The organism is Micromonospora sp. WMMD1120 (assembly GCF_029626235.1).
GTDB lineage: Bacteria > Actinomycetota > Actinomycetes > Mycobacteriales > Micromonosporaceae > Micromonospora.
Map to the genome: position 1 here is coordinate 3,814,206 of NZ_JARUBO010000005.1, position 23,853 is coordinate 3,838,058.

General features: G+C 74.7%; 19 protein-coding genes and 5 tRNA genes. 9 read left to right on the top strand and 15 right to left on the bottom strand.

Features of this window, described 5'->3' with window-relative positions; genetic code table 11:
- Positions 1 to 32 precede the first annotated feature (32 nt).
- The 3 genes from O7634_RS17960 to O7634_RS17970 are packed head-to-tail and all read right to left on the bottom strand — an operon-like array spanning position 33 to position 2,774.
- Positions 33 to 893 carry a polysaccharide deacetylase family protein gene (locus O7634_RS17960; protein WP_278151267.1) on the bottom strand — a complete coding sequence of 287 codons (861 nt, stop codon included), beginning with the start codon at positions 891 to 893 and terminating at the stop codon, positions 33 to 35.
- A gap of 24 nt (positions 894 to 917) precedes the next feature.
- Positions 918 to 2,096 carry a cytochrome P450 gene (locus tag O7634_RS17965; protein ID WP_278151268.1) on the bottom strand — a complete coding sequence of 393 codons (1,179 nt, stop codon included), beginning with the start codon at positions 2,094 to 2,096 and terminating at the stop codon, positions 918 to 920.
- Between the two features lie 9 nt (positions 2,097 to 2,105).
- Entirely contained in the window at positions 2,106 to 2,774 is a 669-nt protein-coding gene (locus O7634_RS17970) for a 50S ribosomal protein L11 methyltransferase (protein WP_278151269.1), read from the bottom strand.
- Positions 2,775 to 2,942: 168 nt separating this feature from the next.
- Between O7634_RS17970 and O7634_RS17975 the strand changes: the two genes are divergently transcribed.
- A complete protein-coding gene (locus tag O7634_RS17975; protein WP_278151270.1) occupies positions 2,943 to 3,797 on the top strand; it encodes a hypothetical protein in 855 nt (284 codons plus the stop codon).
- Between the two features lie 46 nt (positions 3,798 to 3,843).
- On the opposite strand, the gene O7634_RS17980 is transcribed toward O7634_RS17975, so the two are convergent.
- Positions 3,844 to 6,774 carry a M36 family metallopeptidase gene (locus O7634_RS17980; protein WP_278151271.1) on the bottom strand — a complete coding sequence of 977 codons (2,931 nt, stop codon included), beginning with the start codon at positions 6,772 to 6,774 and terminating at the stop codon, positions 3,844 to 3,846.
- A gap of 219 nt (positions 6,775 to 6,993) precedes the next feature.
- On the opposite strand from O7634_RS17980, the gene O7634_RS17985 reads away from it, so the two are divergent.
- The gene (locus tag O7634_RS17985; RefSeq protein ID WP_278151272.1) at positions 6,994 to 8,127 is read left to right on the top strand and encodes an alkane 1-monooxygenase; all 1,134 of its coding nucleotides are present in this window, start codon (positions 6,994 to 6,996) and stop codon (positions 8,125 to 8,127) included.
- Positions 8,128 to 8,129: 2 nt separating this feature from the next.
- Here O7634_RS17985 and O7634_RS17990 read toward each other — a convergent pair whose 3' ends face one another.
- Complete coding sequence (locus O7634_RS17990; protein WP_278151273.1) at positions 8,130 to 8,708, bottom strand: TIGR03086 family metal-binding protein; 579 nt, start codon at positions 8,706 to 8,708, stop codon at positions 8,130 to 8,132.
- A 71-nt stretch (positions 8,709 to 8,779) separates the two neighbouring features.
- Positions 8,780 to 9,382 carry a TetR/AcrR family transcriptional regulator gene (locus O7634_RS17995; protein WP_278151274.1) on the bottom strand — a complete coding sequence of 201 codons (603 nt, stop codon included), beginning with the start codon at positions 9,380 to 9,382 and terminating at the stop codon, positions 8,780 to 8,782.
- Positions 9,383 to 9,862: 480 nt separating this feature from the next.
- On the opposite strand from O7634_RS17995, the gene O7634_RS18000 reads away from it, so the two are divergent.
- From O7634_RS18000 to O7634_RS18010, 3 genes are all read left to right on the top strand, one after another.
- Positions 9,863 to 9,935 (top strand) — tRNA-Gly (locus O7634_RS18000).
- Between the two features lie 34 nt (positions 9,936 to 9,969).
- Positions 9,970 to 10,040, top strand: a tRNA-Cys gene (locus tag O7634_RS18005).
- 14 nt (positions 10,041 to 10,054) lie between these two features.
- Positions 10,055 to 10,129, top strand: a tRNA-Val gene (locus O7634_RS18010).
- 135 nt (positions 10,130 to 10,264) lie between these two features.
- On the opposite strand, the gene O7634_RS18015 is transcribed toward O7634_RS18010, so the two are convergent.
- Together O7634_RS18015 and O7634_RS18020 are read right to left on the bottom strand one after the other, a co-directional pair.
- Positions 10,265 to 10,474: a helix-turn-helix domain-containing protein gene (locus tag O7634_RS18015; protein ID WP_278151275.1), complete on the bottom strand. Its 210-nt coding sequence runs from the start codon at positions 10,472 to 10,474 to the stop codon at positions 10,265 to 10,267.
- Positions 10,475 to 10,482: 8 nt separating this feature from the next.
- The gene (locus O7634_RS18020; RefSeq protein WP_278151276.1) at positions 10,483 to 10,725 is read right to left on the bottom strand and encodes a DUF6458 family protein; all 243 of its coding nucleotides are present in this window, start codon (positions 10,723 to 10,725) and stop codon (positions 10,483 to 10,485) included.
- A 148-nt stretch (positions 10,726 to 10,873) separates the two neighbouring features.
- Here O7634_RS18020 and O7634_RS18025 point away from each other — a divergent pair.
- Positions 10,874 to 10,946 (top strand) — tRNA-Gly (locus tag O7634_RS18025).
- Between the two features lie 39 nt (positions 10,947 to 10,985).
- Positions 10,986 to 11,060: transfer RNA gene (locus tag O7634_RS18030), tRNA-Val, on the top strand.
- A gap of 70 nt (positions 11,061 to 11,130) precedes the next feature.
- Here the strand turns inward: O7634_RS18030 and O7634_RS18035 are convergent.
- Genes O7634_RS18035 through O7634_RS18050 form a run of 4 tightly spaced genes read right to left on the bottom strand, consistent with a single transcriptional unit; the run spans position 11,131 to position 18,692 of the window.
- On the bottom strand, positions 11,131 to 13,884 hold the full coding sequence (locus O7634_RS18035; RefSeq protein ID WP_278151277.1) for an FtsX-like permease family protein: 2,754 nt from the start codon (positions 13,882 to 13,884) through the stop codon (positions 11,131 to 11,133).
- Complete coding sequence (locus O7634_RS18040; protein WP_278151278.1) at positions 13,881 to 17,045, bottom strand: FtsX-like permease family protein; 3,165 nt, start codon at positions 17,043 to 17,045, stop codon at positions 13,881 to 13,883. Before O7634_RS18040 ends, O7634_RS18035 begins: the two co-directional genes overlap by 4 nt.
- Positions 17,046 to 17,052: 7 nt before the next feature.
- The gene (locus O7634_RS18045; RefSeq protein WP_278151279.1) at positions 17,053 to 17,775 is read right to left on the bottom strand and encodes an ABC transporter ATP-binding protein; all 723 of its coding nucleotides are present in this window, start codon (positions 17,773 to 17,775) and stop codon (positions 17,053 to 17,055) included.
- Positions 17,772 to 18,692, bottom strand: coding sequence for an ABC transporter ATP-binding protein (locus O7634_RS18050; RefSeq protein WP_278151280.1), 921 nt, complete (start codon positions 18,690 to 18,692; stop codon positions 17,772 to 17,774). The genes O7634_RS18045 and O7634_RS18050 overlap by 4 nt, the downstream gene beginning before the upstream one ends.
- Positions 18,693 to 18,826: 134 nt before the next feature.
- On the opposite strand from O7634_RS18050, the gene O7634_RS18055 reads away from it, so the two are divergent.
- Entirely contained in the window at positions 18,827 to 19,087 is a 261-nt protein-coding gene (locus O7634_RS18055; protein WP_278151281.1) for a sigma factor, read from the top strand.
- Positions 19,088 to 19,136: 49 nt separating this feature from the next.
- Here O7634_RS18055 and O7634_RS18060 read toward each other — a convergent pair whose 3' ends face one another.
- A complete protein-coding gene (locus O7634_RS18060) occupies positions 19,137 to 20,111 on the bottom strand; it encodes a nitroreductase (protein ID WP_278151282.1) in 975 nt (324 codons plus the stop codon).
- A 196-nt stretch (positions 20,112 to 20,307) separates the two neighbouring features.
- Here O7634_RS18060 and O7634_RS18065 point away from each other — a divergent pair, with 196 nt between their 5' ends.
- Entirely contained in the window at positions 20,308 to 20,946 is a 639-nt protein-coding gene (locus O7634_RS18065) for a response regulator transcription factor (protein ID WP_278151283.1), read from the top strand.
- Between the two features lie 8 nt (positions 20,947 to 20,954).
- Here the strand turns inward: O7634_RS18065 and O7634_RS18070 are convergent, their stop codons facing one another.
- Positions 20,955 to 22,688 (bottom strand): GAF domain-containing sensor histidine kinase, encoded by a 1,734-nt coding sequence (locus tag O7634_RS18070; RefSeq protein WP_278151284.1) that lies wholly within the window; start codon positions 22,686 to 22,688, stop codon positions 20,955 to 20,957.
- A 40-nt stretch (positions 22,689 to 22,728) separates the two neighbouring features.
- Positions 22,729 to 23,739, bottom strand: a complete 1,011-nt coding sequence (locus O7634_RS18075) for a nitroreductase (RefSeq protein ID WP_347404265.1) — start codon at positions 23,737 to 23,739, stop codon at positions 22,729 to 22,731.
- Between the last annotated feature and the right edge of the window lie 114 nt (positions 23,740 to 23,853).

Below are 23,853 nucleotides of genomic sequence, written 5' to 3' on the forward strand. Positions count from 1 at the left end.
CCCTGACCTTCGTCAGGTCGGCGACGACGTGGTCACCGGATGTAGTCGGTGAGTAGGGCCGGGGTGAGCCCCGACCGATGGATCGCCTTCAGGGCCGCGAGCAGGTCGTCCATCAGCGCCGGCCGGAAGTGCATGAGCAGGATGTCGCCGGGCCGCACCACCTTCTCGGGGGTCTGGTAGCGGACCTTCCCCTCGTGCACGGTCTCGGTCCAGTGCAGGACGGCCTTCGCGCCGCAGTCGTACGCGGCCCGCAGGGTGGTGGAGTCGTGTTCGCCGAACGGCGGGCGGAACAGCGTCGACCGCCTGCCGAACAACGTCTCCAGCCGGTCCGCCGCGCCGCAGATCTCCCGCTTCTGGTGGTCGTACGAGCGGCCGGCCAGGGAGGTGTGGTTGATGGTGTGGTTCTCGACGACCCCGCCGGCCACCTGGATCGCCCGGAAGTAGACGTCGTGCTCCTCGGCCGCCGGCGAGTTGAGGAACATGGTGACCGGGATGTGCGCCCGCCAGACGAACTCGGCCACCGCCGGTGGACGGGCCAGACCCCCGTCGTCGATGGTGATGAAGGCGACCTTCTGCTCCGTCGGCAGACGGTGCCAGAACGCGGCGGTGCCGGTGGTGGGCAACGGCACCGGTTGCGGCGGTGGGGCGGCGGGGAAGGTCGGGACCTGGGACACGTACCACTCCAGGCTCCCCGGCGCGGGCCGCGCCGGGGGCGACGCCGATGGCGTGGGCTGTGTCGTGGTCGACGGCGTCGGCGTCCCTGCGGACGGGCTCGGCTGGTCCGCTGTGATCCGTCGGGCGTGCAGTGCCGGGTCGGCTGTGCAGGCGCTCAGCGCGAGCAGGGTCAGAAGTGTGACGACGGCGGAGATCCGGCGCGCAGGGGTCGCAGACACGCCCGGAAACCTACCGAGGCGCGGTCAGGCCCGGTCAGCCGGTGCGCGACGGACCACGAAGGCGTCCGGCATCCGGAAGGTCAGGTTGTCCGGGCACCAGGGCGCGCGGACCACGTTCACCCCGTCCAGCAGCGACGTCGCCTCGGCCACCACCACCGCCGCCTCCATCCGGGCCAGCACGTCCCCCACGCAGCGGTGCGCGCCCGCCCCGAACGCCAGGTGCCGGCGGGACCCACGCTGGCCCGGCCGGAACTCGTCGGGGAACGGCACGACGGCTGGGTCCCGGCCGGCGCGGGCCAGCCACAGCACCAGGCTGCTGCCGGCCGGCACCTCCGTCCCGCCCAGGGCGCTGTCTGTCGCGGCCACCCGCCGCCAGGTGACGATCGGCGGTTCCAGCCGCAGCCCCTCCTCGACCACGTCGGCCACGGCGACGTCACCGGCGCGCAGCCCGGCCCGTACCCCGGGCTCGCCGGCCAGTCGGTGCAGCAGCAGGGTGAGGAACTGCGAGGTGGTCTCCTGCCCGGCGACGAGCAGGAAGAAGAGCGCGCCGACCACCACGTCGGGCGGGTGCCCGGCCGCGCGCAGCTCGGCGGCGAGCCCGCCGCCGGTGGCCGCGAAGGCGCGCAGCACGCTGTGGAAGCGGCCCACCTCGGCGGCGAGCGCCACCTGCCGGTCGGCGTCCAGCGGCGCCCAGAACAGCTCCAACGCGGCGCGGGCGAACTCCTTGACCACGTCGACCGACGCGTCCGGCAGCTCGACCAGCCGGGCGAGCACCAGCAGCGGCAGGTCGGCGGCGAGCGTCGCGTACAGGTCGACCGGCTCGCCGGCGTCGAGCGCGGCGCCGATGCCCGCGACCCGATCGTGAACCAGCGTGGTGAGCCACTGGCGTTGCGCGGCGACCCGGGCCGGGCGCAGCGCGTCGGCGACGATCGCCCGAATCGCCGGGTGGTCGACGCCGGAGTTGTTCGCCAGGGTCGGCGGTAGCCGGAACCGGTGCCCGGCGAGCACCCGGAGCGCGGTCACCGGCATCGGTGTCACCGCGTCCAGCGCGTTGTCCGGCCGGTAGGTGACCGGGTCGGCGAGAACCTGGCGGACCAGCGCGTGCCGGGTGACCACCAGGTGGGTGCCGCCGACGTGGTCCGGCACCCGGGCCACGTCCGGCCACGCGGGGTCGGACACCTGCGTCCAGCTGCGGAACAGCACCCGGACACGCTAGCCGGAGGCTCCCGGCAACCCGGCTCGCAGCCGCCAGACGGTGGTGCGCTTCACCCGTACGCTCTCCAGCGCCTCCGGCACCGGCACGTCGTACGCCGCCAGCTCGTCGAAGCGGTCCCGGGGCAGGAACGCCCGACCGGGGTCACCGACGAGCGCCGGCGCGCCGGCCCTGGTGGCGCGGAGCAGGAACCGCAGCACCCGGCGGGCCATCGCGGCGCTGTAGAAGACGTCCCCGGCGAGCACCACCTCGGCGTCCCCGGCGTCGGAGTCGAGGATGTCGCCGAACTCGGCGTCGACGCGTACCCCGTTGGCCTCGGCGTTGAGGGCGACGGCCGCGACGGCCAGCTCGTCGACCTCGACGGCCCGCACGGACGCCGCGCCGGCCCGCGCGGCGGCGATGGCCACCAGGCCGGAGCCGGAGGCGAGGTCGAGCACCCGGCGGCCGGCGACCAGCTCCGGGTGGTCGGTCACGTACCGGGCGAGGGCCTGCCCACCCGCCCAGGCGAAAGCCCAGAACGGCGGCGGCCGGTCGGTGGAGAACTGGCCCTCGGTCAGCTCCCACAGCCCGATCGGCTCGTCCGCCTGGTGCAGGCGCACCTCGGGGACGAAGGCGACCGGAGCCAGCCGGGCGTGCAGCCGGACGAACGTGCTGGAGAGCTCGGACACCCGGCGATTCTCGCGTACCGGCGATCCGGGCGAGTCGGCGGCACCGGTGAGGGGTTCACCACTCTCGGTGAAAACACCACTCGCCATTGCCGCTCGATGCGAAGACACCCGTCTGTCCGGCCCGCCCGCTTCCTCCTAGCGTTGCCGGAAAGGACGAGAAGGAGCGAGGTGGTGGTGATCGTGTGGCGGTACGCGCTGCGGGTCGGGGCGTTGGTTGCCGGCGTGACCGGGACGGTGCTGACCCTGGGCACACCGGCGCAGGCGGCCTTCGCCACCGAGTTGGGCGGGCTGCCCGGACAGTTCACCGCCGGTGAGCAGGTACGGACCATCTCCGCTGTGGTCTCGCAGACGGACCGGCGTGGCGGGTGCGCGAAGGTGCGCTGGTCGATGGTGCTCAGCGTGCAGGGCATCCGGCTCGACCAGGTGAAGATGGACCGGGTGGAGGAGAACGGCGAGTTCCCCGTGGAGATCCGCGCCGATGGTGACACCGCCCGGCTGACCGACCGGCAACTCGACCCGGGCACGCTCTGCCCGGGTCGCACCGTCACGGCCCGCTACCGGGTGGCCTTCGACCGGGACGTCACCCAGGGACGGGTGACGCTCGCCGCCGAGGCGTACGACGTCAACCTCCGCCTGCTGGCCCGGCAGACGGCCACCCGCTCGGTGGTGGGGGCGGCCGTGCCGACCAGGTCGCCGAAGCCGAGCGCGACGACAGCGGCTCCCACCGAGACCGCGAGCGCGCCGGCCGAGAGCGCGGACACGGCGACCGAGGAGCCGGTGGTCGACTACCCGGCGGACGCCGTGCCTCCGGCGGCCAGTCGCCCGGTGTCGCAGTCCGGTGGGTTCGGTGTGGTGCAGGCCGCGTTCCTGCTCGGCGGGCTGCTGCTGTCGCTCGGGGTGGGGTTGCTGCTGCGACTGCGCCACCTGGCCCGGGAGAGCGCAGGCGAGGTCGACGACCCACCCGTGGACCGGCGTTGGGAGCGCCCGGTCGCCGTCGACCCCTGGCGACCGGCCCGCCGCTGATCGGGGGCGGTGGGGCCGACGGGACGACCCGCCGGCCCCACCGTGGTCACGACGAGAACGCCTGGAACTCGGCGATCCGGACCTGGTTGCGCGCCGGGCTGGCGGTCGCGCAGTCGGTCGTGGTGGCCGGGTCGTCGTCCTGCTCACCCGCGTACTGCGGGCCGCCGGTGCACTGGCTCGCCAGCACCTCCAGGCGCAGGTGGGTGGCGACAGTGGTGGGCACCGCGAACGAGCGGAGGTTGATGTCCCGGCTGTACGCCCGGTACGCCCCGCCGGGGAACGCGTCGGCGGCGCTGGTGTAGATGCGTCGCCAGCGCGCCGGGTCGGCGCAGTCGGTCGTCGTCGCGTCGCAGGCGGACACCGCGAACGAGCGCAGCGCGCTGAGCGCGTTCTGGCTGCCGGTGTCGGCGTCACCGGTGCTCGCCGGGCGCAGCATCGCGCTGACGTTCACCCGCCTGACCGGCTGCGGAGCGCCCCCGGCCAGCGCCACGGTGAGCTGCCGGCCGGCGACCCCGTCCAGCGAGGCCCAGTTCGTCGCCTCGGTGTCGTCGGCGACCCGGTCCAGGTTGACCCCGTCACCGCTGATCGTCGCCCCGGCGGCGGTCGAGGCCAGGTTGCGGCTCAACCGCAGGTCGACGTACCCCTGCTTGCCGGCCGTGGCGACCACGCTGAGCCGCTGGTGGCCGAAGCCCGGCGCGACGGCGAGCAGGTCGTACGTGCCGGCGACCAGCTCCACGGTGTCCGGGATCGGCGTCGCCGGGTCGGTGTCGGCGACCGGCACGGCACGCGCCTCGTAGTGTCCGACGTAGACCCGGATCGGCGCGTCGGCGCTGTCCCCGCGCGGGCGCAGGGTGAACGTCGCGTTGCCGCCCTGCGGAGCGGCGAAGCTCGGCGTCGGGTCGGTGTCGCCGGCGCCGTTGGTGGCGGCGTCCCGGCCCATCCCGGAGCGGGCGAACTCGGCCCAGATCAGGTCCTGGTTGGCGCCGCCGAAGCGGAGCCGGTCGGCGGTGAGCATGTTGTCCCGCATGTCGAGCATGCTGACCTGGCTGGCGGCCTGGAGCAGGAACGAGTCGAAGACCAGTTGCGACCAGCGCCGGTTGCCCGGGCACTGGTCCGCGGCGACAGTGCCCTGCGCGCAGTCGAGCTGCCGCTGCGGTGTGCCGATGCCGTAGCGCTTGACCAGCGCGGAGCGGACCCGGAAGTTGGTGGCCCCCCAGATCTCCCCGTCGGCGTGCACCGCGGGGCCACCGGTGTTGTAACCGATGTCGGAGTAGTTGAGCGGGCTGCGGCTCAGGTCGTAGTTGCGGATGCCGCTGACCAGGTTGCCGGTGACATAACCACCGGTGATGAAGGGCGTCTCGCCCGGCGCGCGCAGCCCGTGCTGGAACAGGTACTCGGCGGCGAGCAGGTCGCCCCACGACTCACCCATGGCCCCGCCCTGGTGGCCGCTGATCCCGCTGTCCGGACCGGCGATCATCCGGTTGGTGATCGCGTGGGTGTACTCGTGGCCGATCACCGTCATGTCGTAGTCGCCGTCCACACAGGGCGGGTACGGCCCGCCCGCCTGCGGCTGCCACAGGTACATGTTCGTGGTCGGCGGCAGCCCGTCGCGCGGGGTGCCCTGGTTGGCGTTGTTCCGGTTGCCGGTCAGCGCGCCCTGCTGGGCGCGGCCCTGCTCGGCGTCGCCACCCAGCCCGGACGCGGTGAGGTTGACCGCCTGGAGGTTCCACGCCGACTCGGTGAAGCCCAGCCGGTACGACCAGTCGTGCATCCGGTTGTGCATGGCGAACAGGTTGGCGATCGACGCGTCGGCGTCGTTGCGCTGGGCGGAGGTGAACACCGCCGGGTTGCACTTCGCCTGGTGCCACTGATCCGTGAACGGGTATTCGTAGCGCCGCTCCGGGCTGGGGGCGGCCGGGACGACAGGGGTGTTCGCGCCCCAGGAGAGCACCGTGTTGGCCGAGTTGCCGCGCGAGGTGAAGGTCGGTGTCGCGGTGGCCGCGTCGACGTCCCACGGTTGGCCGGTGGCCGGGTCGCGGGAGGCCGCCTGGCAGCCGGGCGCCGGGTCGCCGCACCAGCGCACCCTCGGGTCCACCCCGGGGCCGAGGTCACGCGGCGGGGTGGCGGGGAACACCGCCCAGCTCGGGTTGTCCGAGTCGAAGTCGACGAGGTCCTCGCGGACCAGCACCCGCCCGGTGATGCCGTCCACGTAGCTGGTGAACGCGGCCGGGTGCTCGGTGTCCGCGCCGATCATGGTCACCTCGTAGGCGGCCCGTGCCCCGTCCAGCGGGGTGGGCACGGCGACCTGCCGGACGGTGTGACTGGCCACCGCGTCGGCGGTCAGCCCGACGTCGGCGAGCGCGGCCGCGTACGCCTGCTCGGCGGTGCGGGTGGCGGGCGCCGGCGCGGCGGTGTCGCGGGCCAGCGACGAGCTGACCGAGAGCACCGTCCGGTCGGCGACCGCGAGGGTGACCAGCCCGTCCGGGCCGGCCGGCAGGTCACCGAAGCGCTGCCGCAGGGTGACCACGCTGCCGCTGCCGATCTGCCGGACCAGCACCCGCTCCATCCGGGTCACCGAGGCGGCGTCCATGCCGAAGAGGTCGCTGTTGGCGGTCAGGTAGGCGCGGGCGGCGGCCTCCGGGTCGGCGGGCAGCCCGGTGGCGAGCGGGGCGCGGCCGGGGCCGAGCGCCTGCGGGGTGCCGAGCCGGTTCCACCGGACGTCGGGGTCGGCGGCCCGGGCCAGGCCGCGCTGGCGGGCGTCGGGCGCCGCCGTGCCGATGCGGTTGTCGGCGTCGGCGGGTTCGTGCTGCCCCTGCGCGAACGGCCCGGACGTGCGTTCGGCGGACGCGGCGCCGCCGGCCGGAGCCGCGCTGCTGACGCCGGTGGGGAGCAGCGCGGCGACCGTCGTCGTCGCCAGGATGGCGATGAGCCGGCGTCGACGCCGGCTCATCGGGGGTGACCACTCCGGTTGTGACACGGGACCTCCTCGTGGGAGCGGGATGGCCGGCGATCGCCGACATCGCTGCGCGGTGACGCATGCGCATCTGTGAATATCAGTCGATCGAGGTCACGGCAAGGTCCGGGCTACCGCCGAGGTCGCGAGTTCGAGACGCGTCAAATTTACAAAGAATCTACTATTGTAAATTCGCCGCTCTGCTGGCACTGTCGGGGCAGGACCCGAGCGCGGGAGGTGGCCATGGCCGTCGATGCCGACCCGACCGTCGAGCCCGCCGACTGGCGGGACCCCCGCAAACCGCTCTGGCCGCTGGCGCTGCTGGTGCCGGCGCTGCCCTTCGCCGGCTTCGTCCTCTGGCGCGCCGGCGTCGGCGCCTCGTCCTGGTGGCTCACGCCGGTCGTCGTCTTCGGGCTGATCCCGGTGATCGACCTGCTGCTCGGCGACGACCGGCAGAACCCACCGGAGGAGGCGGTGCCCCGGCTGTCCGCCGACGGCTACTACCGCTGGCTGACCTACCTCTACCTGCCGGCCCAGTACGCGGCCCTGGTGCTCTGCTGCGCGGTGTGGACCGGCGACGCGCTCTCGGTGGCCGGCGCGGCCGGTCTGGTCGCCACCGTCGGCGTGGTCAACGGCATCGCCATCAACACCGCCCACGAGCTCGGCCACAAGCGGGAACGGGTGGAGCGCTGGTTGTCCAAGGTGGCGTTGGCGCCGACCGGGTACGGGCACTTCTTCGTCGAGCACAACCGGGGTCACCACGTACGGGTCGCCACCCGGGAGGACCCGGCCAGCTCCCGGCTGGGGGAGGGTTTCTGGGCGTTCTGGCCGCGTACCGTCTTCGGCAGCCTGCGCTCGGCGTGGCGGTTGGAGACCGCCCGGTTCCGGGTGCGTGGCCGATCCCCGTGGACCCTCCGCAACGAGCTGTTCAACGCCTGGGCGCTGACCCTGCTGCTGTACGTGGCGCTGACCCTGGCCTTCGGCCCTGGTGTGCTGCCGTTCCTGGCGCTCCAGGCGGTGGTCGGCTTCACCCTGCTGGAGGTGGTCAACTACCTGGAGCACTACGGTCTGGCGCGGCAACGCACGCCTGCCGGCCGCTACGAGCGGGTCGACCCACGGCACAGCTGGAACAGTGACCGCACGGTCACCAACGTCTTCCTCTTCCAGCTCCAGCGGCACAGTGACCACCACGCCAACCCGCTGCGCCGCTACCAGACGCTACGGAGCTTCGACGTCTCGCCGCGGTTGCCGGCCGGCTACGCCACGATGGTGGTCGTCGCGCTGGTGCCGCCGCTGTGGCGGAGGGTGATGGATCGCCGGGTGCTCGCCCACTACGACGGCGACCGGACCCGGGCCAACCTGCACCGCCGGGGCTGACCTCAGTTCGGCGCCCAGTCCGGGTCGCGGCCGAAGGCGGCCAGCAGGTGGTCCTGTTCGTCGGCGTCGTCGGGCACCGACACCCCGCCGCGGACCAGGTTGTTGCGCCGGTAGTCGTCGATCTCGCCGGCGAACCACCGGGCGGCGGCGTGCACCGCGTCCGGGTCGAGCCGGGGCTGGGCGCCGATCGCGACCGCCACGTCCCATCCGTGGATGAGGTGTTCGGCGAGGAGCTGCTGGAGGTATTCGGCGGCCGGGGTGTCGCCGGCGGAGAGGTGCACCGTGCGGTCGACGGCGCCGGGATGGGTGGCGGCGATCTCGGCCTGCGCGGCGGCCTCCCGGGCCATCCCGATCGGGTCGGCGCCGAGCTGGTCGCCGTCGAGCCGGTCGCCGACCTCACCGATGGTCCGGCCGGCGAGCAGCGGGACGCTCCACCGGTCCTCGGTCACCACGTGGTTCACCAGCGTGCGGACGTCCCAGTCGGAGCAGGGCGTCGGGTCGGACCACTGGCCGGGTTGGATCTGGTCCACCCGGTCGACGAACTCGGCCAGGCTCCGGCGGTACGCCTCCAGCAGATCCATGCTGCGATTGTTCCGGCCTGCGGGGCCCGAGGAGCCGTTTTCGCCCGTCCCGGTGCCGCCGGCCGCCCGGCTCAGTCCAGGTCGGCCGGGTCCAGGCCGAGTTCCCGGGCGGTGACCAGGCGGACCCACTCGCCGAACTGCCGGCGGGAGATCACCCGGTCGTGGACGGCGAGCTGGACGGCCAGGCCGTCCATCACCGCGCTGATCCGCCAGGCGGCCCCGTCCGGGTCGGCGCACTGGAAGGTGCCGTCGGCCACCCCGGCGGAGATCACCGCGGCCAGGTCCTGCCGCCAGCGCAGGTCGAGCCGGCGGGACACCTTCTCCAACTCCGGGGTACGCAGCGACTCGGACCAGCCGTCGATCCACATCGACCAGGCGGTGGCCCGGCCGGCCGGGGTGTAGAGCTTGAGGATCCGGCGGAGCTTGGTCAGCGGCGGGGCCGCGGAGCGGGTCACCGCGTCCAGTCGGGCCAGATCCTGTTCGACCGCGTACGCGAAAGCCTGCGCGAGCAAGCGCTCCTTCGTCGCGAAGTGGTAGAACACCAACGCCTGACTGACGCCTGCGGCGTTCGCCACGTCCGCCGTCCGGGTGTTGGCCAGACCGCGCTCCACGATCACGTCGCAGGCGGTGCGCAGCAGGGCATCCAGGCGGATCTCGGCCGCACGTCTCGTCACGACCGTTACCGTAGCCCATGTGACTGAACACGAACAGTTACCACCGCGCGCCGATTCGCGCGGTGACAGTCGGAAGCCGGACACTTCCTCGGGGTGTCGTCGGTCGTTCCACAAGTGGTGTTCATCGAGGTCCGCAGCCTGGCCCCGACCTGCTGGGATATCCACCGACGGCCATGCGACACGGTGATGACGATGATTGCGTGCTGATGTCGGAATGTGACGCGCGGTGATGACCCGTGGAGCAGCGGGGCAGCCCCCTAGGAAGCTTGCCGGTAGTGGTCCCGACCCGTTCCGAACCCCTGCGACGCGCTTCCGCCACCGCGTCCGGCTCTGCTCCGACGGTTCCGCGCGGCTCCGGTCCGGAGGTGCCGCCCGGCCGTTCCGGGGTGCGGCGGGACGCGCCGAGGTGACCCCGAGTTGGCAGACGTTCGCCGGCTCGGCTAAAGTTCTCATCCGTCACCGGGGAACACCCGGGGGCGTGCGGACGTAGCGCAGCTGGTAGCGCATCACCTTGCCAAGGTGAGGGTCGCGGGTTCGAATCCCGTCGTCCGCTCGGAGATGCCGCCACGCATGACGGGGGCAACCTCGGTGGGGTGGCCGAGAGGCGAGGCAACGGCCTGCAAAGCCGTGTACGCGGGTTCAAATCCCGTCCCCACCTCGGCAAAAAAGCTCGGGCGATTGGCGCAGTGGGAGCGCGCTTCCTTGACACGGAAGAGGTCACTGGTTCAAACCCAGTATCGCCCACCACAGAGAACGGCCCGTGACCGGAAGACCCGGTCACGGGCCGTTCTGGTATGCGGCGGTGACCGCACCAAACGCTGCGCCGGTAGCCGATTCCGCGCACGATCTCCACCCGCAGCATGGCGTCGACGGCGGTTCCGGCTAGCCGGCCTCGCGGAGCAGCGCCTCGGCGAGGTCGGTGCGGGCGCTGATCAGCGTCCGGCCCCGCCGGTGGGTCAGCACCAGGCCGGCCGCCCGCAACGCGCCGAGGTGCTGGGAGACGCCGCCGGCCGTCATCCCACTGCGCCGGGCCAGCTCGGTGGTGCTCAGCGGAGCGACCAACTCGGTGAGCAGCCGGCCGGCTCGTGGCACGGACGACCTCACAGCGGAGGGGCGACGTCCCGCCGCTCCTCGACGTGGCGGTACTCCACCGGCTGCTCGGTGGTCGTGACCACCTGGCGGCGGCGACCCCAGATCAGCGTGGTCATGATCAGGCCGAGCACGCCCGCGCCCATCAGGATCCAGCCGACCACGTCGAGGTTGATGCCGCCGACGCTGGCGTCGAGCGCGAAAGTGAGGATCGCGCCGAGCGCGATCAGGAAGATGCTGGTGCCGATACCCACGACAGCCTCCTTAGGGGGTGTGGTGCGCTGTCGAGGTTCTTCAGTACCCCGCTGCCAACCAGCGCAATCGCGACAGTCCAGGGGGCCGCGCGAGGCGATCTTGGCATCGGGTAGAGTTTCCCCCGTCGCCGGCGCTCGTCGGCGACGTGCGGACGTAGCGCAGCTGGTAGCGCATCACCTTGCCAAGGTGAGGGTCGCGGGTTCGAATCCCGTCGTCCGCTCGCGATCCACCCCCGACCGCCGACTCGGGCGGTCACCACGGGCGATTGGCGCAGTGGGAGCGCGCTTCCTTGACACGGAAGAGGTCACTGGTTCAAACCCAGTATCGCCCACCATCAGTAGAAGAACGCGTCGCCTGAGGCCCGCCACCGGACAGCCGGTGGCGGGCCTCAGCGGTTCAGCCCACTACTCGCCGGCGCGGAGCACCTCGCTGAGCCGGTCGCGTCGGCGCAGTGTCGACTCGACAGGCACGACGGTGGCGGCCGCCGCCACCAGCGCCGCGCCCAGCAGGCCCAGCAACCACCACGGCACGACCGCCGTCGGGTCGGCGGCCTGGCCGGTGAGCAGCCGCAGGTCGAGCGGGCCGAGTGTCAGTCGGGCGAGCAGGACCCCGAGGAGCGGGCCGCACACCGCGGCGACCACCACCGGCGGCAGCAGCTCCCCGGCGGCGACCCAGCGGGCGTCGCGGGGCCGCAGGCCGAGGGTCCGCAGCCGGGTCAGGGTCTGCCACCGCTCGGACGCGCCGGCGGCCGCCGCGAGCGCGAGGCCGAGCACTCCCAGCGCCAGCAGCACCGCGACGGCCGTCCACGACAGCCCGAGCAGCCCGGCGGTCAGCGGCGCCACCCGCTGCTCCCGCAGGACGTCGGCCCGCAGCACCACATCGGCCGCGACACCGCTGTTCGACACGGCCCGCGCCGCGCCGGGACCGGTCACCCAGACGGTGTTCGGTACGGCGGGCAGCCCGGCCCGGCCGAGCGCCGTGGCGTCCACGATGACGACGTCGCCGGCGCCGCCGACGGGGGGAGCGGTACCGACCACGGCGAGACGGATCGCCGGGGCGTCCTCCCGCGGAAGTTGTAGGCGGGTGCCGATCCGCGGCGCACCGCCGCTGGACCGGACCAACGCGGGGACGTCCCCGGAGCCGGGTGCGGTGAGCCGGGCCAGCGCCGGCGCGTCGGGCAGCGGGGTGCTGGCCAGCAGGCGCTGGAACGCGGCGGCGTCCACGACCACCAGGCGGGGGGTGAGCGGTGCCGACTCGCTGAAGACGCGGGCCGAGTCGGTCACCCGCGCGACGACGACCTGCCCCACCCCGGGCGCGGCGGCGATGCGCTCGGCGAGCGCGGGCGTGGCGGCCTCGGCGTCCGCGGCGACGTCGAGCCGGGCGTCGGCGCCGACGGTGCTCCACGCGCCGTCGGCCAGACCCCGGGTGACGGTGCCGGAGAGGATGAGCGCGAACGACGCGAGCGCGGTCGTGCTGACCAGCACCAGCAGCGGCAGGGCGCGGCCGGCCGTCGTGGCCGCCCGGGCGGCGCCGAACACGGCCAGCGGGCGGCGCGAGCGCAGCGCCTGCCGGAGCGCGAGCCGCGCTCCGAGGGGCAGCAGCCGGAGCAGGACGAGCGCGCCGACGAGCGCGCCCAGGGCGAGGAAGCTGGTCGGCAGGATCAGGTCCCCGGTCAGCGCGCCGGGCTGCCCGTCGGCGGCGACGGGCAGCAGCCCGCCCTGGTGCAGGGTGACGAGGGCGGCGACGGCGGCGGCCAGGACAGCGGCCTCCACCGCGGCGCGGCGTAGCTGGCCGGTGGCCCGCATCCAGCGCCGAGCAGCGGGGTTGGCGGGTTGCCGCCGGTCGCGGCTGGCCCGGGAGGCGGCGAGGGTGCCGAACGCCGGAGCGGCGACGACGCCGGCCAGGACCACGGGAGCAGCCCAGGCCCAGGAGACGCCCGTGGTGCCCACGCGGGCGAGCACGAGCCCCACGGCGGCGGCCGACACGGACACCACAGCGGACTCGATGACCAGCTCCGCGCCGAGGTCGGGCAGCGCCGCCCCGCGCTGCCGGGCGGCGCCCAACACCGGGGTACGGCGGCGGGCCAGCAGGTCGGCGGCGAGCAGCAGGACCAGCACCGTGGCGGTCAGCATCCCGACGAGCAGGACGGCGGCCTGCGCCAGGGCGGCGCCGACGCGGCCCCGGGCGTCGCGCAGTGTGGCGTCGAGCTGGGACTCCCACCGCAGGGAGTCGTCGCGCGCACCGGACGAGCCGGAGGCCGCCTTCAGCGTGACCACCCGAGCGGCGAGCGTCGCGGTGCTGTCCCAGGTGAGCGCGGCGGGTTCGGGAGCGAAGTGGATCGTGCGCCGGAGCTGGTCCTCGTCGACGGCGAGCCGGGCGTCCGGTAACGAGTCGCGGGACAGCAGACCGGCGAAGCGGGTGATCCCCACGCCGTCGGCGCCGGGCACGGGGCGCAGCAGCGCCGGGGCGAGCCGCCAGGCGGGATCGGTGCCGTCCGCGGGCCGGTAGATGCCGCTGATCCGGACGTCCCTGTCGTGGCCCTGGCCGTCGACGACCGGGATCCGATCACCGGGACCCAGGTCGAGCGCGGCGGCGTCCGCCTCGGAGAGGCCGACCTGCACCGGCCAGGGCGGTCCGTCGGAGGAGGTCTCGACGAACTCGTCCGGGACAGCGGCACCGGGAGCGGTGCCGGCGACCCAGGTCACCGCCGGGCCACCGGCATCCCCGGCCAGGTAGGTGAAGTGGAACGTACGTGGGGCGGTGCCGTCGGTGACGGTGAGGATCGGGCCGTCGACGACCGCGACGGGCGGGAGCAACGCGGCGTCGAGGTCGGGCCCGAGCGCGTCGGTCGCGCGGGCGCGGAGGTCGTCGACGTCGTCGGCGAGGCGGGCGGTGCGCACCCGTCCGCCGGTCGGGCCGTCGTCGCGTGCCCAGTCGGCGTGGACGCGGACGTTCGAGTCGGTGCCGGCGCGGCGGACCGCGTCCTGGACGGCGTCGTCGGCGGCGACGCGGAGCAGCGCCGGCACGGCCCCGGCGAGCAGCACGACGGCCGCGATGACGGCGGCGGTGAGCAGCAGCGGTCCCGCGTCGGCCCGGCCACGACCGCGGATGCTGGGCCAGTGCGGCGCCGGCCACCGGCGGGCCAGCCACCCGTTCACGGCGTCACCCGCAGGTGCGCGGCGTCGGCCCGGCGGACCTGCACGGTGACCACGACGGCGACCGCCAGCAGGCAGCCGGCCAGCAGTACGCCGAGCAGCGCGGCCTCGGCCGGCCACGGCCAGTGTGGCTGGGCGGCCGGCACCGGCGCGGCGCCGGTGTCGGAGCGTACGAGCGGGGGCGCGATGACACGGGTGGCGAGCCCGCCGACGGCCGTGCCCGCCGCGAGCAGCGGCAGCAGAACCCCGGCGTGCTGCCCGAACAGCACGGCCCGGATGCCGCGCCGGGACATCCCCAGACCGCGCAGCCGCGCCACCTCGACCGCGCGGGCCCGCAGGTCACAGGTGACGTGCAGGACGACGCCGGCGAGCAGCAGCAGGGCCGCGGCCGGGACGACGAGGCGCAGCGCGGCCGGCAGCCCGGCCCGCAGCGGGCCACCGGCGAGGCGGGCGGTCTGTGCCTCCAGGGTCGTGACGGTGCCCAGGTGCAGGGCGGTGGCCCGCTCGGCGGCGGTGCCGGCGGGGTGGCCGACCCACCAGGCGTCGACCGGGAACGTCAGGTCGCCGGTCACGGCGCGGGCGCGCGACAGCGTGTCCAGGTCGGCCAGGACGGCGACGGCGCCGGGGGCGGACGGCACCGTCGGCACGACCTCGGTGACGATGATCGGGACGGGTGTGGTGCCGACGGTGACGCTGAGTTGGCTGCCGTTGTCGACGCCGACCTCGTTGGCGAAGCGGGCGGAGACGGCGACGGGCACCCGACCGGGGTCGGGGAAGGCGGTGGCGACCAGGGTCCGGGAGGCGTCGTCGGCACCGCCGAGGTCCACCGTCGCGGCCATCCGCAGCGCGGTTCCGGTCGGCGTGGCGGACAGCAGGACGCTGGGGTCGATCAGCTTGCCCGGGACCGGCGGCGCGGACGTGGCGGTCCAGTCCGATCCGTCGGTGGGGCGCTGCGCCGACCCGGCCGGCGGCACGGTGAGGGTTACGGCGACGGCCACGCGTCCGCCGGCCGGGTCGCCGGTGACCGGCAGGGCCACCGCGACGAGACGCAGCCCGTCAGCCGTCGCGCAGGCGGGCAGCCGAACCTCCCGGCCGTCGAGCGGTACGGCGGGACCGGCGCAGGGCGTCCGGAGGCCGGTGGCGTCCTGGAGCAGCAGTTGGGGCGTCACGCTGAGCGGGCTGCCACCGGCGCTGGTCCCGCTGAGGACGAGCGGGGCGCCGGCCGGGATGGCGAGGCCGGTGGCGCGGGTGCGGGGGGCCAGCGCCGCGCCCACGTCCGCCCAGTCCCGGTCACCGTCCAGCCGCCCGCGCAGCAGCGCGTCGGCGCGCGTGGTGTCGACGGCGACCAGGCGCGGCGCGTCGCCGGCGGTGCCGAGCCACTGGCCGACAGTGGTGCCCCGGTTGATGGCGGGGCTCACCGCTCCCGCGGTGGCCGTGCCGACGACAGCGCCCTCTCCCGCCGCCGGCGCCGTGCCGAGGGTGAGTGCCAGGTCCGTTCCGACGGACAGCGCGGCCTGGTCGCGCTGCGACTGGTGCCACGTCCGGTCGAAGGCGAGCCCGAAGGTTCCGGCAGCGCAGGCCAGCCCGACGAGCAGCCCGGCGGCGACCGCCTGTGGCCGGCGGGCGGCCTCGGCGACCGCCAGGGGAATCGCCAGCCCGCGGGCGCGGTACGCGAGCCGGTCCGCGCCGCGCAGGGCGGGCAGCACCACCCGCAGGACCAGGGCGGCGCCCGCGGTGAGCAGCAGCGCCGGTGCGAGCACCCGGACCGCGTCGGCCCGGACGGTGGCGGCGGCGGGCTGCGCGTACAGCTGCCACCACCCGACGGCGGCGAATACCGCGAGCAGCAGGTCGGCGCCGGATCGGGCCAGCAGTTCGCGGCCGCTGCGCCGGTCGCCGGCCGCCGGGACGGGCCGGACCGCCAGGGCGGTGAGCACCGCGGCGAGCAGCAGCGCGCCGCCGGCGACCGCGAGGACCTGGACGCCGGTGACGGCGGGGCGGACGGCCAGGCCGGCGGCGTCCAGCGGTGGCAGGTGGGTCAGGCCGGCGTGCAGGACCGACGAGGCCGGTACGGCGAGCCCGGCGGCGACGGCGGCGACGAGCCCCGCCTCGACCGTGGCGGTGGCGGCGAGTTGGCGACGGCTGGTGCCGAGGGCGGACCGCAGGGCGGTCTCCTCGGCGCGGATGCCCGCGACCAGCCGGCCGGCGAGGACGAGCGCCGTCGCGGTCAGCACGCCGCCGAGGACGGCGACGGCGAGCACGACGGCGCCGGTGGCGTGCCGTTGGTCGGCGGCGGCGCGCAGGGTCAGCGGCAAATCGGCGGCGACGCGCGCGAGCTGGACACGGTCGCCGAGGGTGGCGGCCAGCCGGCGGTCGGCGGTGCGCACGGCCGCGGCGGCGGTCTCCAGCTTGCGGCGGGTCCCGTGCGACAGGTCCGGATGGGCGGTGACCTGCATCCGGTCGACTGTGGCGCCGGTGGTGACCAGGTCGTCGAGGTCGACGAGGAACGGGCCGTAGGCGTTGACGGGCTGGAGGAAACGGCCGTCGCGGTAGCCGGTGGCGGCGCCGGCCGCGGCCAGTGGGTCGCGGTCCCAGCCGCGCCCGGCCAGCGGGCGTACCACCCCGACGACTGTCACGTCGATGGCCGGGACGGGCGCGTGGGCCAGCTCGGCGCCGAGGCGCACCCGGCTACCGGGGGTGAGGCCGAGCAGCCGGGCGGTGGACTCCAGCAGCACCGCGTCGCCCGGCTGCCGCGGCCAGCGTCCGTCGACCAGTTCGGCTCGGGTCGGCAGGTCGTCCAGCCCGGACAGGTACGCCTGCGCGGGGACCGTGGTGCCCGGGGCGAGCGTGGGTGGCAGCGCCCGCAGCACCGTCGACGCCCGGGTGGCGGTCGTCACCGGGAACGGGGCGAGAGCGGAGTTCACGGCGGTACGGGTGTCGGCGGCGACGGACGACGCGTCCGGGCCCTCGACGGTGCCGGTGTAGACGGTCACGTCGACGTCGGCGGGATCGGCGCGGGCCATGGCGACCTCCAGCGCCCGCTCGGCGGTGCGGGTGACCAGCAGGGTGCAGGCGCCCAGCACCGTCGCGCCGATCGTGACGACCCCGAGCAGGGCTGCCAGCAACGGCCACTGCGCGCGGGCGCGCCGGCCGACCAGCCTCAGCATCGTGGCGTCACCCGGCGTCCGGCACCGGCGCGTACGGCTGCCCGGCCGCCTGTTCGTCGAGGTGCCCGTCGTGGATGCGGATCACCCTGTCGGCCAGGGACATCATCACCGGGTCGTGCGTCGACACCAGGACGGTGACGCCCTCGGATTCCACCACCGCGCGCAGCAGGGCCATCACCGACAGGCCCGTCTCGGCGTCCAGTTGCCCGGTGGGCTCGTCGGCGAGCAGGAGCCGGGGCGAGGCGGCCAGCGCACGGGCGATGGCCACCCGCTGCTGCTGCCCGCCGGACAACTCGGTCGGCCGCTGCCGGGCGTGGTCGGCGAGACCGATCAGCTCCAGCAGCAACCCGACGCGGCGCTCACGCTCGGCCGGGGCGACGCGGGCCAGCCGCAGCGGCGCGGCGACGTTCTCCGCCGCCGACAGCACCGGGATCAACCCGAAGCTCTGGAAGACGTACGACACCCGCTCGCGCCGCAGCCGGGACAGGCCGTCCTCGTCGAGCGCGGTGACGTCGGCGCCGTCGACGTGCACGGTGCCCTCGTCCGGGCGGTCCAGGCCGCCGACGACGTTGAGCAGGGTGGTCTTGCCCGAGCCGGATCGGCCGACGAGCGCCACCATCGAACCGGCGGCCACGTCGAACGACACCCCGCGCAGGGCGTGCACGACGCTCGGCCCGGTGTGGAACCGGCGGTGTACGTCGCGCACGCGCAGCAGCGGCTCGCCGCTCATTCGCCGTTTCCCGCATCGGGGCGGATCGTGATGTGGTCGGGCTCCAGGGCCAGCCGGACCCGGCGGGTCAGCGCCAGCGCCTCGCGGAACTCGCGGGGCACCTGGACCCGCCCGGCCCGGTCCATCACGGCGTACTCCTCGGCGACGAGCTGCGTGTCGCCCTCCGCGTCGGTGGTGGTGCGCCGCAGCACCTCGCTGCTGGTGCGCCCGTCCCGGATCGCGACGGTCCGTTCGACCTGGCCGCTGACCTCGGGGTCGTGGGTCACCACGACGACGGTGACGCCGTAGCGCCGGTTGACGTCGCGCAGCACGCCGAAGACCTCCGCGGAGGTCGCCGCGTCCAGCTCGCCGGTCGGCTCGTCGGCGAGCAGGACCTTCGGCTGGTTGGCCAGCGCCACAGCGATCGCGACCCGCATCTGCTGCCCTCCGGAGAGCTGCCCGGGGCGGCGCTCGGCGCAGTCGGCGACGCCGAGGCTGTCCAGCAGTTCGGCAGCGCGCTCCCGGCGCTCCCTCTTCGGGGTACGGGCCGCCGTCATCGGCAGGTCGACCATCTCCCGAGCGGTCAGGTAGGGGATCAGGTTGCTCGCCGTCTGCTGCCGGACGAACCCGACGGTGCGCCGCCGGTACTCCACCCGGTCGGCGCGGGACATCGCCAGCAGGTTCCACCTGTCGACCCGGACCCGACCGGCGGTGGGGGCGTCGAGGCCGGCCAGGATGGACAGCAGCGTCGACTTGCCGGACCCGGACGCCCCGACGACGGCGACCAGCTCGCCGCTCCGCACGGCCAGGTCCAGCCCCTGTAGGGCCTGCACCTCGATCGAGCCGGTCTGGTAGATCCGTACCAGGTTCTCGCAGACGATCAGCGCGTCCCGGCCGAACTCCGGCGCCCGCGCGGAGGGCTGCGGCAGGGTGAGCATTGAAGCAGTCTCGCAACCGGTGGCTCCGTTGACCATGCCCGGGGTGGCTTTCCCGCAACTCGGGGGAGGGTCTGCGGGAGCGGATGGCGAACCTGCCGGGTCTCCGCGCCGACTGAACAGGCGAAGGAGGGCCGATGAGCGATGAGTTGCTGGTGGTCCGCTGTCAGTTGGGCGAGCGGGAGGCGTTCGTCGAGTTGGTGCGGGGCTGGCATCCGGCGGTCGAGCGGTACGTCGTGCGGATGCTTGGCCGGTCCGACGACGACGTGGTGCAGGAGATCTGGCTGGCGGTCGTCAGGGGGCTGCCGAAGCTGCGCCAACCGGACCGCTTCACCCCGTGGCTGTTCGCCATCGCGCGCCGGGCGGCGCTGGCCCGGACCACGACGGAGGGTGGCTGAACGTCGGGGCGCCCCACGGCCGCCGGAGCCGGTGTCCGCACGGGCGCGTTCAGGCCGGCACCACCGGCAGGTCCAGCACGTCGGCGATGTCGCGTCGGGGGGTCGGCCGGCCGGGCTGGCCGTACCCGACGCGCAGCACCATCTGCGGAGTGCCGAACCGCCCCAACGCCAGCCGTAGCTGCTCCCGCGCCGAGGGCACCTCGATCGGCTGGGAGAGCAACGACACGCTGAGCCCGTCGTCGGTGGCGGTGAGCAGCAGTCGTTGCAGCGCCTGCCCGGCGACCACCTGGTCCACCGCGCTGTTGCCGGCCGAGCCCAGCACGCCCACCAGGGGCTCCGGCTCGAAGTCCCGCCCGGGGGCGCGGTCGCGTCCACCGTATCCGCGGGACGGGAGGACGTCCTGGGGTTCGCTGTGCGGGCCGCCGGCCGCGACGGGCACACCGTCGGGGCTGGGCTCGTCTCGCAGCCACCGTTCCCGTTCGGCCCGGTACGCGGGGTCGCGCTCCAGCACCCGGTGCGCGCCCCGGGCGACCTCGCCGAGCGCGGAGACCGCGCTCACCCCGATCAGCAGTTCCAGCCAGCACTGCTCGCCCCGGGCCGCCTCGCCGAGCCGCCACCGCGCGTCGGCCGGCACCGGGTCGGGCCAGAACGGCAGTCGGTTGCTGAACCGGCGCGGGATGGCCGCGTACAGGCTCTGCTCGGCGGGGGTGGGCCGGCGCGGCAGGTCCGGCACCAGCCGGGCCAGCAGATCCGGCTCGGCCGGGTCGGGGCGCAGCCGCACCCGCGCCGGCAGGCCGGTCACCGCCAGCGCCATCCGCAGGTTGAACACCAGCGCGCCGCAGGCGATCCGGACCCCCCACCCGCTCGGGTCGGTGGCCGGCAGCCGGCGCGTCGGGTCGGCCAGCACCTCGATGCCGCCGTCGCGCAGCCGCAGCCGCCACGGTTGGGTGTTGTGCAGCGACGGCGCCCGCACCGCGTCGACGGCGGCGGCCCGCAGGTGCGCCGGGGTGTAGCCGGTGTCCATGGGTGGTGCTCCTCTCCCGCTGGGCCGACCGGGTGCGGTCACCACGGCCGGTGTATCCACCCTCCGCCGTCGCCGGGAGGGCGAGCAGGGCCGGACGTCCCGAGCCGCCGGGCCGACCGCCCACGACCACCGGGTTCGTGGTGGTCGGGACCTTCGGCCCGTGTGCCGGGGCCGGGGCACCGGGTAGAAACGACTGATGATCCGTGTGTTCCTCCTCGACGACCACGAGGTCGTCCGCCGGGGCCTGGCCGACCTGTTGCAGAGCGGCGGCGACATCGAGGTGGTCGGCGAGTCCGGCTCCGCGCAGGAGGCGGCCCGGCGCATCCCGGCCCTGCGGCCCGACGTGGCGATCCTCGACGCCCGGCTGCCCGACGGCAACGGCATCGACGTGTGTCGCGACGTCCGCGCCGTCGACTCGTCCATCAAGGGCCTCATCCTCACCTCCTACGAGGACGACGAGGCGCTGTTCGCGGCGATCATGGCGGGTGCCGCCGGCTACGTGCTCAAGCAGATCCGCGGCACCGACCTGGTGGACGCGGTGCGCCGGGTGTCGGCCGGGCAGTCGCTGCTCGACCCGGCGATCACCACCCGGGTGTTGGAGCGCATCCGCAACGGCGTCGAGCAGCCGCGTGAGCTGAGGTCGCTCACCGAGCAGGAACGGCGGATCCTGGAGTACGTGGCCGAGGGGCTGACCAACCGGGAGATCGCGGCCAGGATGTTCCTGGCGGAGAAGACGGTGAAGAACTACATGTCCAGCGTGCTGGCCAAGCTGGGCCTGGAGCGCCGCACCCAGGCCGCCGTCCTGGCCACCCGCCTGCTCGGCAGGAGCACCTGATCGTCCGCTCAGTCGCGCAGCGGCACGCTCCACCGCAGTCGGGTGCCGTGCGGCTCGACCGGGCCGACCTCGAACGTGCCGCCGTGGCCCTCGGCGCGTTCCCGCAGGTTCACCAGGCCACCGCGGGCGGCGGCGCCGTCGCAGCCCACCCCGTCGTCGGTGACCGTGAGGCTCACCCGCCCGGCGTCGGCCTGTACGACGACGTCGACCCGGCTGGCCCCCGCGTGGCGGACCACGTTGGACAGCGCCTCCCGCAGCACGGCGGTGAGATCGGGGCGGATCGGGTCCGGGACGGCGCTGTCCACCGGGCCGATCAGCTCCAGGCGCGGCGGGAACCCGAGCGACCCGGTGGCCCGCTCGACGGCGTCCCGGAGCTCGGTACGCAGCGCGGCGGTCATCGGGGTCCGCAGCTCGAAGATGGTCCGGCGGATGTCGCGGATGGTGGCGTCCAGGTCGTCCACCGCCGCGTTGATCCGCTTGGCCACCTCGGGTCGGGACATCATCGGCGCGGCGCTCTGGAGTTGCAGACCGGTGGCGAACAGCCGCTGGATCACCACGTCGTGTAGGTCGCGGGCGATCCGCTCACGATCCTCCAGGACCACCAGCAACTCGCGTTCCTCCTGGCCGCGGGCCCGTTCCATGGCCAGCGCCGCCTGCCCGGCGAAGCTGCCGAGCAGCGCCACCTCGTCGTCGCTGGCGCCGCCGCCGCGCTCCGGTCGGTGCGCGACGACCAGCACGCCGTGCAGGGTCTCGGCGGTGGCCAGCGGCGAGATCACCGCCGGCCCGGTGTGCAGCAGCGCCGGCCACGGCGCGGCGTGCGCCAGGTCGTCGACCTGGTCGTGGCTGCCCTGCGCGACGGCCTCGCCGAAGCTGGTGTCGGCGGCCGGCAGGGCCGTGCCGATCAGGGCCGGCGCCTGCTCGTCGAGGCCGTCGACGACCTCGACGGTGAACCGCTCCGCGTCGTCGTCGTAGAGCAGCACCAGCGCCACCTCCGCCTCGGCGACCTCCCGGGCCCGGCGGGCGACGAGCGCCAGCGCGTCGGTACGGCGCACCTCGCCGAGCAGCACCGAGGTGATCTCCGCGGTCGCGGCGAGCCACCGTTCCCGGCGGTGCGCCAGGGCGTAGAGACGGGCGTTCTCGATGGCCACGCCGGCGGCCGCTGCGAGCGCGACGACGATCTCCTCGTCGTCCTCGGTGAACTGCGCGTCGCCCTGCTTCTCGGCGAGGTAGAGATTGCCGAAGACCTGGTCGCGGATGCGCACCGGCACGCCGAGGAAGCTGTGCATGGGCGGGTGGTTGGCCGGGAAGCCGTAGGAGCGCGGGTGCTGGGTGATGTCCGGCATCCGCAGCGGCCGGGGATCGTCGATGAGCAGGCCGAGCACGCCGCGCCCATGCGGCAGGTCGCCGATGCGTTCGTGCTGCTCGGGCGTGATGCCGTGCACGATGAAGTCGTGCAGCAGCCGGTCCGGGCCGACGACGCCGAGCGCGCCGTAGCGCGCGCCGACCAGCTCGCAGGCGGACTGCACGATACGACGCAGGGTGGTGCGCAGGTCCAGGTTGGTGCCGATGCCGACCACCGCGTCGAGCAGGGCGCGCAGCCGCTCCCGGCTGGTGACCACCTCGCCGACCCGGTCCAGCATCTCCTGCAGAAGCTCGTCGAGATGGACGCGGGACAGCGGGCTCAGGCCGAGCGACGGGGTCGCCGACGGGTCCTGTCGGGGCGGCGGCACGCTGCTGGTCATCGGGGGATGGTAGCGCCGGTGCCCTCGTCCCCGGACCCCCTCAGCGGACGGCTGACGTGTCGACCACCTGCGCGGTGGTCAGTCGCGGCGTGTGCGGTGGCCCGGCGTGCGCCGGGTCCGCGATGCCCAACCGGAGGACCAGGTACGGGAAGCCGATCCCGGCGAGCAGTTGACGCAGCGTCTGCCGGGTGCCCGGCACCTCCACCGCCGCGCTGAGCGGCACCACCGACACGCCGGCCCGGGTGGCGGTGAGCCAGCCGGCGGAGAGCGCCTCGCCCGCGCGCAGCCAACTGCCCCGCTCGTCCTCGTCGCCGTGCAGCATCGCGTACACCGCCGCCTGGTCGTGGCCCGGACCGATGGGCAGGCTGCCCGAGCGGCCGAATTCGCGGCCCGGCACTGTGGTCTGCGAGGGCTGCTCGGGCAGCACCTCTGACGGCAGCCCGGTGCCGGCGCCGGCCCGGCCCGTCCAGTACGCCAGTTCGGCGCGCATCTCCGGTTCCTCCGCCTCGACCGCGTGGGCCTGCCCGGCCGCGGCGGCCACCTCCAGCACCTGGTCACGGTCGAGGACCCGCATCCGGCAGCCCTCGGCGGTCACCGCGTGGGTGATCTGCTCGATCGCGGCGGTCGGCACCGGCTCGTCGCTGACCGGCCGCCGGTCGGTGTGCCGTATCCGCATGCACTGCACCAGGCGCATGGCGTCCGGGTCGGCGGTGCTGCGGCTCAGGTCGGTCAGCCGGGCCATCAACTCGCTGTCGTCCGGGTCGGGCAGCCGTCGCACCGCGGCGCGCCACCCCTGCGCGGCCAGCGCGATCCGGGCGTGGTGCAGGGCGGTGCCACAGCTGATCGCGAGCAGCCGGCCGTCCGGGTCGGAGGCGGCGAGCTGCCGGTCGGCGACCGAGCGCAGTTCGAGCGCGTCGGGGAGCACCCGCCACCGCCACGGCTGGGTGTTGTGCACCGAGGGGGCGTGGCCGGCGGTGGCGGCGGCCTCCGCCAGCGCGGTGGTCAGTTCGCTCTCCTGACTCATGCTCACGACCTTTCCGTCTCTGCTCATCGTGCCTCACGACGCGGTGCCGCGCGGTGGGTTGCCGCTCCATCCTGTGGCAATCCGGTGCGCTCCCGCACGGGCCGTAGGTCCCGCCCGTACCGGGTCGTACCGCCCGGACGA

Bases quoted from the DNA above. Each gene is read 5' to 3' on its own strand.
- O7634_RS18055 (WP_278151281.1), top strand. From the start codon at position 18,827: ATGAGCGATGAGTTGCTGGTGGTCCGCTGTCAGTTGGGCGAGCGGGAG.
- O7634_RS18050 (WP_278151280.1), bottom strand. From the start codon at position 18,692: ATGCTCACCCTGCCGCAGCCCTCCGCGCGGGCGCCGGAGTTCGGCCGG.
- O7634_RS18075 (WP_347404265.1), bottom strand. From the start codon at position 23,739: ATGAGCAGAGACGGAAAGGTCGTGAGCATGAGTCAGGAGAGCGAACTG.
- O7634_RS17985 (WP_278151272.1), top strand. From the start codon at position 6,994: ATGGCCGTCGATGCCGACCCGACCGTCGAGCCCGCCGACTGGCGGGAC.
- O7634_RS17990 (WP_278151273.1), bottom strand. From the start codon at position 8,708: ATGGATCTGCTGGAGGCGTACCGCCGGAGCCTGGCCGAGTTCGTCGAC.
- O7634_RS18060 (WP_278151282.1), bottom strand. From the start codon at position 20,111: ATGGACACCGGCTACACCCCGGCGCACCTGCGGGCCGCCGCCGTCGAC.
- O7634_RS18040 (WP_278151278.1), bottom strand. From the start codon at position 17,045: ATGCTGAGGCTGGTCGGCCGGCGCGCCCGCGCGCAGTGGCCGTTGCTG.
- O7634_RS18070 (WP_278151284.1), bottom strand. From the start codon at position 22,688: ATGACCAGCAGCGTGCCGCCGCCCCGACAGGACCCGTCGGCGACCCCG.
- O7634_RS18065 (WP_278151283.1), top strand. From the start codon at position 20,308: ATGATCCGTGTGTTCCTCCTCGACGACCACGAGGTCGTCCGCCGGGGC.
- O7634_RS18045 (WP_278151279.1), bottom strand. From the start codon at position 17,775: ATGAGCGGCGAGCCGCTGCTGCGCGTGCGCGACGTACACCGCCGGTTC.